The following is a 14183-nucleotide window of genomic DNA, read 5'->3' as shown; positions in this document are numbered from 1 at the left end:
GTCGGACTCTCGGCTGCCGCATCACCGAACCCGGCGTGGCCGATCGCTTCCAATCAGCTGCCTTGCAAATTCGCCCGTCCAGAAATGCAGCCATGCCCGGCGAGCACCGCCGACTTCACCCGGCAAGCACCAGGCGGTCCAACCCGCCGGAGCCCACAACGCGGCGGGGTCAATCGCTTCGTGACGTTTTTCGGCGGCGTGTGCGCCGCTTGGCGACGATTTTGAGCGGCACAGGCGGCGCCGAAGCCAGCGCGCCCAAGGCCGCCTGTACCATACCGGACGCGACGAAATCGGCGCTGATGTCCTTGGCCATATTGTCGGCGTCCTCCTTGTCGGCCCCGTCGAATTTGAACCATAGCGCGATCCCGACCCTGAGGTCCGCTTTGGCCCGCTTCAGTCGGCGCACCAGAAAGCGGGCATGCTTGACGGAATCCTGATTGAGGAAGCCGACCACCACTGTATCGACGCCGCCCAACTCAAGGCGACGAATTGTCGACGGCTCCAAGTCTACAAAGCTCGCCCTTGACACCGTGGCGCCCTGCACTTCCAACACCTGCGCCAGCATCGCCGCCGCCGCGTCGTCGAGTGGACCGCGGCCGCCAGCACAAAGCACCGTCAATCCCGAGCCATCCGGCAATTCGGCATAGCCATTCTTCGCGGCCTCATTGTCCTCGAGCGACCCCGCATCCTCGCCGACAACCGGGGCTTCCTCCTCGTCCATCTCGTGTTGAGCGCTGTCTTCGAGGTTCGCGACCAGCGTCAGCGCGCTGGCTGCGACCTGCTGAATCTGCTGGTCGTCCATTACGCCACGGACGCGGTCCTTCTCACCGAGCAGCAAGGCGGGCAGGGCCACCTTGTCGTAGAATTCGACCAGATAATTCTCCTCGAGAGTTTCCTCGGCATGGTCTGTTGCCTCGTCGGGATCGCCTGCCAGCAGCCGTTGATACAGCCGCGCGTGGGCGTCCAGTACCGGCTCGTTGCCGAACAGCACATCGAGGAATTCGAACTGCGGTACATGCCGGCCAAGCACCACCAGACAAACCGTGAGCGGTGTCGACAGGACCAATCCCAGCGGACCCCATAGCCATGTCCAGAAGATTGCCGCAACGATGATGGCCAATGGCGAAAGCCCCGTGCGCGATCCATACAGCCAAGGCTCGATGACATTCCCGGTAATCAACTCCATCACCACGAATAGAGCTGCCGTCCACAACACAAGCGACCATCCTGGCGCCACCGCCAGCGCAAGGAAGAGGGGCAGAAGCGCGCCGATCACGGGTCCGATATAGGGAACGAAACGAAGGGCCAGCGCCAGCAGTCCCCACAGGAGCGCGTTGGGGATGCCCAACACCCATAGCCCGATCGCAATTGGGATCGCGTAGATCAGGTTGACGACCAATTGCATCAGCAAGTAGCGCCCTACCCGCGAGCCGGCGTCCTGCAGCGCCTGCGTTGTCCGATGAAGGTCACCGTAGCCAACAAGGCGAATGAAACGGTCGCGTAGATCTTCCCGCTCCAGAAGCATGAAGATGACGACGATGACGATCAAGCCAGCTGACCCCAAAGGGCTGATCAGCGGACCGATGATGTTCTGGAGGATTTCGAGCGGCTTTTCCTTGGCAACGATTTCAACCGGCACCGGGTCGCGTTTCGGGGTTTGCGGGGAAGCTGGAAGCGAAGGCTCTTGCCTGTTGATCTCCTGGCCAACCCGCTCGACTACACTGCTCAATCTCGAGATCACGCCGCCGCCCACTCCGGTCTCTTTGAGAGAACGGACCTTGGTGAGGATGTTTGACTGGTAAAGCGAGATGTTCTGAGCGAGTTCGCTGACCTGCGAGGCGACAATAAAGCTGAACAGCGCCAGAACCGCGAATGCCCCGAGCACGCTCAGGATGACCGCGGCGAGGCGCGGCATGCCTGCCCGTTTGAGCGCCGAGACCAGAGGAGCGAGTGCAAAGGTCAGGAGCAGCGCGATCGCGATCGGCAAGAATACTTCTCGTCCGAAATACAACGCCGCAACAGTGGTTACGACGGTGGCGACGGTCGGCAACGCCGTGCGCCGACGCGCTAAGGAAAGGGGTCCTCCCAGTCCGGAACTGGGGGAGATGCCGTTACGATCGATCGCCAAGAAGTTCCTCCGCCTGCCCGCCACGATCATAAACGCTAAAGTGGGATATGTTTTCCATCAAATAGCGGTTTCCTTGGCGGGAATGAGGGCACATCGAGAACCATGTCTGTGGGTACGACGGCTGCGGCAATACACTCCCTATGGCTTTGCCCGACCGCAGCGAAAGCACCCGTCAGTACGCATCACAGGGCCGGCATCCTGAGCCCAACACTCAACCCGGCCAAATCGATGGCCCTCAAAACCAACACGCCGCACGTGCAAAAGCGAGCACCGACCTGGAACATCACGGGGCGCATGACGTTTGGCACCGTAATGCAATCAAGGAGGACCGTCTCATGGACTGGAATCGTGTCGAAGGAAATTGGAAGCAGGTCAAAGGCAAGGTCAAAGAACAGTGGGGCAAGCTTACTGACGACGACCTCGACCGTATTGCCGGCAAACGTGATCAACTCGAAGGCAAGATCCAGGAGCGCTACGGCATCGAGAAGGATCGTGTGCGGCGCGATATTGACGATTGGTACCGACGGCAAGACTGGTAGATATCGCCTGGCACGCCGTGTGAGCTTCTTCTTACCGGCGACCGGCATGGGAACGCTGCAGCCGACGCAACTCGCGTTGCATCCCGGAGCCGCGTTATGATGCGCTCACCTCCTCCGCTGGGCCGCCTCGCGACGCTCTCTACACCCCATTGCTCTTGCTGGCGCGCCGGGTGGTGTCAAGCGGCCGGCGTCCTCACTTGGCTAGCCGTTTTGAGTCCTTTAGGCTCCACATTTGCGATCGCTAAAAAAATGGTTTCGACCAAATCCTTGTCGTGGAAGGGTTTGCCGAGCAAGGGCACGTCCGCCGGTCGATCGGCGATCTGGCTAGCATCGGCATAGCCGGTTATGATAACCGCAGGCCAGTCGGAGCGCAGAGTGCGTGCGAAGCGGATGACGTCCACGCCCGATACGAGTGGCATGGCAAAGTCGGTAACGATGACGTCGAAATCATTAGGAGCGCGCTCGATCAACGCCAATGCCTCGGCCCCCCCTGCGGCGCAGGTCACATCAAAACCATGCTGACGAAGAGACTCGGCTGTCAGTTGCCGCAACGCGTTACTATCATCGATCAGAATGATCGATGGGCGCCTCGCGTCGGCGTCTAGGCGCATATATCCGACGTCGGTCTCGGCAGCAGGACTGTCTGGCTCCGCGACGGAGCGTGGCAGCCAGAGTTGCATGCTCGTTCCACGATCAACGACGCTGTCTATGCGAAGCGCACCGCCGGATTGCCTTATAAAGCCATAGACCGTACTGAGGCCCAGACCGGTCCCTTTCCCGACCGGCTTTGTTGTGAAGAAAGGTTCAATGACCTTGGCGAGAATATCAGGAGCTATGCCAGAACCTGTGTCCTTGACCGTCACAACGACATAGTCACCCGCCGAAACATCCGCCGAAGACCTCCTAAGTGAACGGTTGTGCGCTTGCACGGTTATCGTACCGCCAGAGGGCATGGCATCACGCGCATTGAAAACCAGATTCATTAAAGCCAGCTCGAGCTGTCCGGCATCGACGTGCACTGGCCACACCGTATCGTCGATTTGCCAGTCAAATCGCACCAACGCTCCCAAAACAGGTGCGACCAACCCGTTCATGCTGTCGCCCAGCACTGCCAGGCGCACCGCTTCCGGCTTTAGGGTCTGCCGTCGGGAGAAGGCCAGCATTCGCGTGACCAGGTCAGCTCCTTGTTTCGCGGAACGCCGCATCAAGTCGAGAATCTGCCGTGCTTGACCGTCCAATGTCGCGTGGCGTTCGAGCAATCCCAATCCACTGAGAATTGCAGCCAGCAGATTGTTAAAGTCATGCGCCAGGCCACCCGTCAGTTTGCCGATCGCGTCGAGACGTTGTGATTGTAGCAGTTGATCCTCGAGGCCACGCTGATCGGTAACGTCGAGCAGCGTCCCGAGGATTTCGGACTCGCGGCCGTCAGCGCCGTTCGACATGACGCCTTGATCAAGAAAGATGCGATACTCGCCGTTGGCGCACTTCCAGCGGAATTCGCACGTGTACGAGCCAGCCGTTTTGGCCGCCAGAAGTGCCTGCTCGAGCCGTGCCAGATCGTCGGGATGGACCCGCTTGAGCCCGAATCCTGGATCGGAAGTCAGATCCGCAGGCGAAAAGCCGGTCAAACGCTCGACACCTTTGGTGACAAAGCGCGTCGCAAAGGGCGGCTCGGCCGTCCGCGCGTGAAAGCAGACAGGCAGCGAACTCAGTATGGCATCCTGCCGTTCCTCTGCGCTGCGCAGAGCCCGTTCCGCCTGAAGCTTTTCCTTCTGCGCCTGCAGCGCCTGCGCCAGCAGTCCCTGCTCAATTCCCGCCTTCCGCTGGATTTCGATCGTCTTTTCGTGAAGCTCGACAAAAACCGCGACCTTCGAACGCAGCATGGTCGGATCAAATGGCTTGAACACATAATCCACCGCGCCGGCATCATAGCCGCGCAGCATATGGGCGTCCTCCTTGTTGATCGCGGTGAGAAAGATGATTGGCGTGCGTTTGGACTGTTCGCGCTGTCGGATAAGCGCGGCTGTTTCATATCCATCCAGCCCTGGCATGAGGACATCGAGCAGGATAACGGCGAAGTCTTCCTTCAGCAGAAAGCGTAGGGCCTCTTCGCCCGATTGGGCGCAGATGACGTCGCCGGTGGTCGCGAGCACTTCGCTGATTGCCAGCAGATTGCGCTCATCGTCGTCCACGGCGAGAATACGTGCCCGTGCCGGTCCTTCCGGCAGTTGGACGACCCCAGGTTTTCTTGCTCTGCTTCTTTGCAATTTTTGCATCGAATAGCCGTCAGTTCGCTGCCACGAGCATTTTTTCCGGGATGTCGCCGCGTGACCGGGAACGCCCAATCCAGACACGAAGCAGCGCCAGCAAGAGATCGAGATCGACTGGCTTGGCGATGTAGTCGGAAGCCCCCGCGTCCAGGCATTTTTGCCGATCACCCTTCATCGCTTTGGCCGTAACCGAAATCAGTGGGATGTGAGCTATCGAGGATGTGGTGCGGATTTGCCGCATCGTCTCGTAGCCGTCCATTTCCGGCATCATGATATCGATCAACGCTGCATCGACGTCAGGCGTCTGTTCCAGCAGCGCTATGCCGTCGCGGCCTCGTTCAGCGTGCAGAACTTGGATGCCATAGGTCTCCAGAACGCTGGTGAGGGAATAAATGTTGCGAATATCGTCGTCGACGATCAGAACCTTCGCCCCGGCGAGATCGGACCTGGCGTCCTGTTCTGTTTCGACCATGCTTTCTTCGCGGCCTTCTCCCGGAAGGGCCGCTGAAATATGCAGCGTCAACTGGGCGAAATTCTCGGCGCGCGGCGCATTCGCAAAAGCCGGATTCAGCGACAGGACCGGGTCAAGCGCATCGGGATGGGGGGCAAAGAACAAAAGTTTCGGCAAGGCTTCGCCGAATTGGCCGGTGACCTCGTCTAATGCCTGCGCATTGTCTTTGGCCGAGCGTCCAAACCCGAGCACGACGGCATCATACGAGGCGATCCCGATGTCGTCCGCATTTGCCGCGACCCGACCAACCGCGGTTACCGAGGTGACGCCGTCGCGGATCGCTTCGACCAGCGACAGCCGGCGATCCGGATCGGGGTCGGCGACCAGAACGCGGCGTTGGATGCGCAGCTTTCTGGAATGAATGTCCTGAAACACCTGCATCAGTTCATCCGATGATACGGGCTTAGTGGAAATGCTGGAGGCGCCCTTGCGCGCGAGGCTATTAATATCTCCCGCACCCGAGATAACGTGGACGGGGATTGTCCTCGTCTTCTGATCATGGCGTAACAGATCAAAAAGCACCCAGCCGTCGATATCCGAAAGCCCGAGATCAAGCGTAATGGCATCGGGAACCAGCTTGCGCGCCAATGCCAAAGTGCCGGAACCCGCGTTTGACAAGACGCCTTTCAACCCGGCCGAACGTGCGAGGCCAAGCAACAGGCCTCCAAAGGTCGGGTCGTCCTCAACGATCAGAACGACCCGATCGGTCGGCGAAATAGAATCGCGGTCATCGATTAACTCGGCCGAAGGTGGACTGTTGGGGGATGCTGGCGCCGCGACTTCGTCCGCCACAGGAAGCAAGGCCGATTGCACTGTCGCCATTCTGGGGCCGTCGAATGGGATAACCAGCGTGAACGTCGATCCTTTGCCCGGTGTGCTTTCGACGCGCAATTCGCCGCCAAGCAACCGAGCGATCTCCCGACTGATAGAGAGTCCCAGACCCGTACCGCCATATTTACGACTGGTGGTGCCGTCGGCTTGCTGAAAGGCTTCGAAAATAAGCTTTTGCTTATCCTCAGGTATGCCAATGCCGGTGTCGGTCACGGCAATCGCGAGAGCCTTTATCGGCTGCGCGGCGCCGTTGCGGCGGCCAGTTTTCTCGACCCGAAGGTTCAAACCGACCTCACCTTCGGAGGTGAATTTGAATGCGTTCGAAAGCAGGTTGAGGACAATCTGCTGCAATCGCTTCTCGTCCGTGCGGACAATATCTGGAAGGGCTGGGTCGATCGTTATGGTGAAGCCAAGTCCCTTGTCGGCCGCCAGCTGACGGAACGTGCGCTCCATATGCTGGCGCAGGTGTGACACCGGCATATCGTTGATATCGATGGAGACCGTCCCGGATTCGATTTTCGACAGATCGAGGATGTCGTTGATGAGGCTGAGAAGATCGGTTCCGGCGGAATTGATCGTGCGCGCGAACTCGACCTGCTTTTCGTTGAGATTGCCCTGCTGGTTGGTCGCCAGGAGATTTGAGAGAATAAGCAGTGAATTGAGTGGCGTGCGCAGTTCGTGACTCATATTGGCCAGGAACTCGGACTTGTATTTCGAAGTCAGCGCCAGCTGCTCGGCTTTCTCCTCCAATGCGCGTCGCGCCATCTCGATTTCGAGATTCTTGTTTTCCACCTGCTTCTTTTCGTTTTCGAGCAGCTGTGCCTTTTCCTGCAGCTCCTCGTTCGTGGCATGCAGCTCTTCCTGCTTCTTGGTCAGTTCAGTCTGGCGCGCTTGTAATTCCGAGGTCAGCAGTTGCGACTGCTTGAGCAGGCCTTCGGTGCGCATAGTCGCGGCTATGGTGTTGAGAACGATGCCGACGGACTCCATCAACTGGTTGAGGAACGACTGGTGGGTGTCGCGGAACTCGCCGAACGAGGCAAGTTCGATAACGGCTTTCACCTCATCTTCGAACAAGGCGGGAAGAATGATGACGTTGGCCGGCGAGGCGCTGCCGAGGCCTGATGTGACGCGCAGGAATTCCGGCGGGACATTGTCGAGCATGATTGCGCGCTTGTCGGCAGCACTTTGGCCGACCAGGCCTTCACGCAGGTCGAGGCGCTGCTTGATCGCCGCCTTGCTTTCAGCGCCATAGGACGCCGCCAGCTCGAGATAGGATTCCTCTTCGTCGCGATTGGTAACGTAGAACACCCCATATTGGGCGTTCACCAGCGGCGCGAGTTCGGACATGATGAGCCGCGAGACAGTGGCGAGGTCGCGCTCGCCTTGCAGCATCCGCGAAAACCGGGCGAGATTGGTTTTCAACCAGTCCTGTTCGGCATTCTTCAGCGTCTGATCCTTCAGGTTGCGGATCATTTCGTTGATGTTGTCCTTGAGCGCGGCAACTTCACCCGAAGCTTCGACGCTGATGGAGCGCGTCAGATCGCCCTTGGTGACCGCTGTCGAAACCTCGGCAATTGCACGCACCTGGGTTGTGAGATTGGCGGCGAGCTGATTGACATTGTCGGTCAGGTCGCGCCACAGGCCAGCCGCTCCTGGCACACGCGCCTGGCCGCCGAGCTTGCCTTCGATACCCACCTCGCGGGCGACGTTGGTCACCTGGTCGGCAAAGGTCGCGAGTGTCTCGATCATGCCGTTGATCGTATCGGCAAGGGAGGCGATTTCGCCTTTGGCATCCACCGTCAGCTTGCGTTTGAGATTGCCTTGCGCAACCGCCGTCACCACGTCGGCGATGCCACGCACCTGGTTTGTCAGGTTCGTCGCCATCAAATTGACGTTGTCGGTGAGGTCTTTCCAGGTACCGGCGACGCCTTCGACACGGGCCTGACCGCCGAGTTTGCCCTCGGTGCCAACCTCGCGCGCCACGCGCGTGACCTCACCGGCGAAGGAGTTGAGCTGGTCCACCATCGTGTTGATGGTTGATTTCAGCTCAAGGATTTCCCCCTTCACGTCGACCGTGATCTTTTTCGACAGATCGCCACGGGCAACAGCGGTCGTCACCTCCGCGATGTTGCGCACCTGCCCGGTCAGGTTCTCGGCCATCGAGTTGACGTTGTCGGTCAGATCTTTCCACGTCCCGGCAACGCCGCGCACCTGCGCCTGCCCGCCGAGCTTGCCTTCGGTACCGACCTCGCGCGCGACGCGGGTCACTTCCGAGGCAAAGGAATTGAGCTGGTCCACCATTGTGTTGATGGTGTCCTTCAGCTCCAGAATCTCTCCACGGACATCCACGGTGATCTTCTTCGAGAGGTCACCGAGCGCCACGGCCGTCGTCACCTCGGCGATGTTTCGCACCTGACCCGTCAGGTTGGCGGCCATGGCGTTGACGTTGTCGGTCAGGTCCTTCCAGGTGCCGGCAACGCCGCGCACCTGTGCCTGACCGCCGAGCTTGCCGTCCGAACCCACTTCGCGCGCCACACGCGTCACCTCCGAGGCGAACGAATTCAACTGATCGACCATCGTGTTGATGACATCCTTGATCTGCAGGATCTCGCCCAGGGCATCGACCGTGATTTTCTGCGTCAGGTCGCCCGTCGCGATAGCCGTCGCGACCTTGGACACATCGCGTAGCTGGACGGTCAGATTGCCGGCCATTGCGTTGACGTTGTCCGTCAAGTCCTTCCAGGTGCCACCGACGCCTTCGACATGAGCCTGTCCGCCTAGTTTGCCTTCCGATCCCACTTCACGAGCGACGCGCGTCACTTCCGAGGCGAAGGAGTTCAACTGATCGACCATCGTATTGACGGTGTCCTTGAGCTCCAGGATTTCCCCTTTGACGTCGACCGTGATCTTCTTGGACAGGTCACCGCGGGCCACGGCCGTCGTAACCTCGGCAATGTTGCGCACCTGCCCGGTCAGATTGGCGGCCATCAGATTGACGTTGTCGGTCAGATCCTTCCACGTGCCGCCAATGCCCCTCACCTCGGCCTGGCCACCGAGCTTGCCTTCGGTGCCGACCTCGCGCGCCACGCGTGTGACCTCCGAGGCAAAGGAGTTCAACTGATCAACCATCGTATTGATGGTGTCCTTGAGTTCGAGAATTTCGCCTTGCACCGCCACGGTGATTTTTTTGGAGAGGTCGCCGGAAGCAACCGCCGTCGTCACCTCCGCGATATTCCGCACCTGGCCGGTGAGGTTCTCAGCCATCGAATTGACGTTGTCGGTGAGGTCTTTCCACGTGCCGGCGACGCCACGCACCTGTGCCTGGCCGCCAAGCTTGCCTTCAGTGCCAACTTCGCGCGCTACGCGCGTGACCTCGCCCGCGAAGGAGTTGAGCTGGTCGACCATCGTGTTGATCGTCGATTTCAGCTCGAGGATTTCGCCCTTCACGTCGACGGTGATCTTCTTCGAGAGGTCGCCCAGAGCCACGGCGGTCGTCACCTCGGCGATATTGCGCACCTGGCCGGTGAGGTTCTCGGCCATGGAATTCACATTGTCGGTCAGATCCTTCCAGGTGCCGCCGACCCCTTCGACGCGTGCCTGGCCGCCGAGCTTACCCTCTGTGCCGACCTCGCGTGCCACGCGCGTCACTTCCGAGGCGAAGGAATTGAGCTGGTCCACCATCGTGTTGATGGTGTTTTTCAATTCGAGGATTTCGCCCTTGACGTCGACGGTAATCTTCTTCGACAGGTCGCCCGACGCGACGGCGGTCGTGACCTCGGCGATGTTGCGCACCTGCCCGGTCAGGTTGGTGGCCATTGCGTTGACATTGTCGGTCAGATCTTTCCAAGTCCCGGCGACGCCTTTCACGCGCGCCTGACCACCCAATTTGCCTTCGGTGCCGACCTCGCGCGCCACGCGCGTCACTTCCGAGGCGAAGGAGGCTAACTGGCCGACCATGGTGTTGACGATCTTGCCAATCCGCAGGAACTCCCCACGCAGAGGCCGGCCGTCAATTTCGACCATCATCGTTTGCGACAGGTCGCCCTTGGCAACGGCACCGATGACTCGGGCGACCTCGGCTGTCGGCTGGACCATATCCTCGATCAGATCGTTGACGGACCGGACACTTGATTCCCAACTGCCAGTGGCGTTGCGAACGCGACCGCGCTCACCAATGCGCCCATCCTTGCCGACAACCCTGCTGAGGCGCTCGAACTCACGCGTCACCTGATCGTTGAGGTCAACGATCTCGTTGAAGGTTTCCGCGATTTCGGAATCGACCCCCTTGTATGCGTTCTCGATACGGACGGAAAAATCACCGCGGCGGAAGGCTCTTAGAGAATTCAGAATGATTACATGGTCCAGTTCCCTTTTGGATGCCTGCACGGTCACAGCGCCCCTCCGATGCCGATGGATTGCGTTTGGATAGAAAGCCCCACGGCCAAGCTACATCTCGCCGCAAGCTTGAAAACGTGCCATTTGGATAATGGTTCCATGTCGCTTGGGGGGTGCGCACCGACTGAAAACCCACGTTCCGGCACGATTGTGGTTCTGACGTTCAGCCTCGGACGAACGTTTCCTCAACGCAACGCCGCCAGTTGTGAATCGGCGTGCAAAATTACTCATCCAAGGCAACGAAGCCGGAATCGCTGACCTACTGGTGTGGGGAAAGGCGGTAGCGGTCTAACGCCACCGTCATCAACCACACCAATCTCACCAGCCGATGCATCCTGTTCGCCCCCGAAGGGGTGACCTTCGGCCACCGCGTCACCATCGAGCCGACTTCGATGGCATTTTCCACAAGAGGGTTTGCGGCAAAATTGGCGCGATCTCTCCTGCTTCCGTAGTGCTTACGCACAAAAAGCGCGATGCCAATTGCTAAAATCGTTTTCTTCTAACTATCTGATGTTCCTTCGTAAATTTACGCTCAAGACAGAATTCGGCGCCGATTTTCGTAGGCTGTGGCAGGTCAACATTTTCTTCTGTCTGCTTCCGTGATCTCCTCACCGCCACCTCTTCGTTCCAACTGCCGATCAGATTGCCAAGTCATGATACTATGGCGTTATTTGCCGTCAGTTGCCTCGGTTGTGGAGCAAAACTGACGTCTTGCCTCAGACAGTATCGATCGGGAGCGACCGGTATCGCTTTCCAGTGAGACTGGCCAACGCGTTTACCACGGCCGGCGAAATGACTGGGGTGGCGGGTTCCCCAACACCCAGCGGGGCGTCATCGCTTGGCACGATATGGACATCGATCGCCGCCGGCGCGTCGGACATGTAAGGCGGCCGAAATCCATCGAAGTTCGACTGCTCAACCTCGCCGTCCTTGAGTGTGATGGCCGACGTGAGCTGAGTGAGACCGAAGCCGATCGCGCCCTGGCACTGCGCTTCGATGGAAAGCGGATTCACCGGCAGCCCGCAGGCGATGGCAACGGTAACGCGGTGGACCCTTGGCCGATTGTCGACGAGCGACACCTCGGCCGCACAGGCGATACCCGTATCCCAATAGTCGGCGCAGGCAATGCCGGCGGCATGGCCGGACGCAAGGCCATTTCGCCAACGGCTCTTCTCCTCGAGCAGGGTCAATGCATCGCGGACCTTGGTGGCCTCGGGATCGAGAAGCTTCAGCCGATAGGCGATGGGGTCGGCTTTGGCGCGAACGGCGAGCTCGTCGATCAGCGTCTCCATGACAAAAGTGTTCTGTGAGTGCCCGACGGAGCGCAGGGTGTAGACCGGCACGTTCACCGCCGGATGGTGTACCGACACCTCAAAGTTCGGAATGCGGTATTTGTTGTTCACCGCTCCCTCGATGACGAGCGGATCAACGCCGTCCTTGATGAAGGTCTTCTCCATCGCCGTTCCGATGATGAACGACTGGCCCACGGCGACGTGTCGCCAGGCCCATGGCATCCCATCGGCCCCGATGCCGATTTCGACGCGATGGGTGGTCATGGGACGGTAGTAACCGCTCCGCATGTCGTCTTCGCGCGTGTAGATGAGCTTGACCGGCGTGCCGCGCACGCGCTTGGCAATGGCCGCGGCCTCGAAGGGCACATTGCCGTCGAGCGGGCTGCGCCGGCCAAATCCGCCGCCGGCAAAGACCACATGCAGTGTGACTTGGCCGGGATCCAATCCGAGCGCCTGGGCGAGCACGCCTTGGTCAAGCGTGGCAAATTGGGACGGAATCCATGCTTCCGCGCGGTCGCCGTCATAGCGAAGCGTCATGTTCAAGCACTCGAGCGCGGCTGCGGCCAGATATGGAAGTTCATAATCCGCGACAATGCGCTTGGAGGGTTCTGTCCGGGAAAGCGCGGTCTTGTCGCCTCGGCTGAGAGCGACGTTTCCCGGCGTTTTGGCGAGGGCCTGATACCTGGCGCGCAATTCGTGGCTGTCGGCGCGCTCCACGCCTGAGAAATCCCAGTCGATCTTGAGCTGGTCCCGTGCCTGTTTCGCGCTCCAGAACCGATCCGCGACCACAGCCACGGCGCTCCCCTTGACGAGGGGAATTTCGAACACGTCCCGCACACCGTCCATCGAGCGGACCGCCTGCGCGTCGAACGCCTTGACCTTCGCCCCGAATACCGGCGGCCGTGCGATGAGCGCGATCTTCATGCCTGGAAGGTCGATGTCGAGCGCGAATTTTTGCGACCCATCCGTCTTCGGGCGGCTGTCCATGCGGCGCGTCGGCTTCCCGACAATCCGGAAGTCGCCAGGGTTCTTCAACACGACCTGCTCCGGCACAGGCCTGCGCGAAGCATCGTCCGCGAGTTCGCCATAACCTGCTGACTGGCCGTTTGGACCATGGACCACGCCTGCTCCCGTGCGGCATTCGTCCGGGCGCACCTTCCATCGATCGGCGGCCGCGCCCACGAGCATCGCGCGGATGCGAGCGCCGAACTCGCGGTGCTGTTGATAGCCATAGCGCACGGACCACGAACCGCTCGTGCTCTGTATCCCGAGCGGTGGCGCCTTGTAGGCATCTCCCGCCGGGGCAAGCTCGGCGCTCACTTGGGACCAGTCCGCATCGAGCTCTTCGGCTACGATCATCGGCAGTGATGTGAGCACGCCCTGCCCCATCTCGATGTGCCGCACAGCGATCACGATCCGCCCGTCGGGTTTGATGCGGACATATGCGTCGGCTGGGGCTGGTGGCGCCCCGGCATCCTGCGCGAGCGCGGGAAGATCGAAATGCAGCGAAACCAATAGTCCGCCCGCGGCAACTGCCGATGCGCGCAGGAAGGTGCGGCGGCTCAAATGACCCTTGTCGGGCTGGTATGCGAACCGCATGGTCCGGCTCCTTTGCTAGATCAACCGTGTCGAGGCGTCCTGGATGGCTGCGCGGATGCGCACATAGGTGGCGCAGCGGCATAGATTCGTCATCGTTCCCTCGACATCGGCTTCCGACGGTCGAGGCGTCACCTTGAGGAGCGCCACGGCGGCCATGATCTGGCCGCTCTGGCAATAGCCGCACTGCACGACATCCTTCTCCACCCAGGCCTCCTGCACGATGCGACCGACACGATCGCCGCCGATGCCTTCGATTGTCACCACCTCCTGATCGCCGACGTCCGAGACCGGCAAGCCGCAGGAGCGGGTTGCTTCGCCGGCAAGGTGCACGGTGCAGGCGCCGCACAGGCCGATGCCGCAACCGTATTTGGTGCCTGTCAGCTTCAGCTCTTCGCGCAGAACCCAGAGCAGAGGGGTCGATGGATCAACGGTTACGTCCCGGCGCTGCCCATTCACCGTGATCTTGTATGTCGCCATCGAGGTTCTCCGCCGTATGACGTCGAGGTTGGTGCCGAGCCTTGACGGCTTGAGGCATCTCGCAGCCTATGGCGCGACGCTGACGATCGAAATGACATAAATCCCAGAAAAACTGCCGCCAACGCCGTGAGACATGGGCCT

At 60.2% G+C, this 14183-nt stretch carries 6 protein-coding genes; 1 reads left to right on the top strand and 5 read right to left on the bottom strand.

Going from position 1 to position 14183, the window contains the following annotated elements; genetic code table 11:
- Positions 1-169: 169 nt before the first annotated feature.
- A complete protein-coding gene (locus tag FJW03_RS01730) occupies positions 170-2158 on the bottom strand; it encodes an AI-2E family transporter (protein WP_181173245.1) in 1989 nt (662 codons plus the stop codon).
- 305 nt (positions 2159-2463) lie between these two features.
- Between FJW03_RS01730 and FJW03_RS01725 the strand changes: the two genes are divergently transcribed.
- On the top strand, positions 2464-2667 hold the full coding sequence (locus FJW03_RS01725) for a CsbD family protein (RefSeq protein ID WP_140690704.1): 204 nt from the start codon (positions 2464-2466) through the stop codon (positions 2665-2667).
- Positions 2668-2843: 176 nt separating this feature from the next.
- On the opposite strand, the gene FJW03_RS01720 is transcribed toward FJW03_RS01725, so the two are convergent.
- From FJW03_RS01720 to FJW03_RS01705, 4 genes are all read right to left on the bottom strand, one after another.
- Entirely contained in the window at positions 2844-4943 is a 2100-nt protein-coding gene (locus FJW03_RS01720) for a response regulator (RefSeq protein WP_140763906.1), read from the bottom strand.
- A 10-nt stretch (positions 4944-4953) separates the two neighbouring features.
- A complete protein-coding gene (locus FJW03_RS01715; RefSeq protein ID WP_140763998.1) occupies positions 4954-10665 on the bottom strand; it encodes a HAMP domain-containing protein in 5712 nt (1903 codons plus the stop codon).
- Positions 10666-11390: 725 nt separating this feature from the next.
- Complete coding sequence (locus FJW03_RS01710; RefSeq protein WP_140763903.1) at positions 11391-13565, bottom strand: xanthine dehydrogenase family protein molybdopterin-binding subunit; 2175 nt, start codon at positions 13563-13565, stop codon at positions 11391-11393.
- 15 nt (positions 13566-13580) lie between these two features.
- A complete protein-coding gene (locus FJW03_RS01705) occupies positions 13581-14042 on the bottom strand; it encodes a (2Fe-2S)-binding protein (RefSeq protein ID WP_140763900.1) in 462 nt (153 codons plus the stop codon).
- Positions 14043-14183: the final 141 nt, after the last annotated feature.

Origin of the sequence: Mesorhizobium sp. B4-1-4, assembly GCF_006439395.2 — a bacterium.
Classification (GTDB): domain Bacteria; phylum Pseudomonadota; class Alphaproteobacteria; order Rhizobiales; family Rhizobiaceae; genus Mesorhizobium.
Note: the sequence above shows the minus strand (reverse complement) of the source record. Positions and strands in the feature narration are given on the sequence as shown.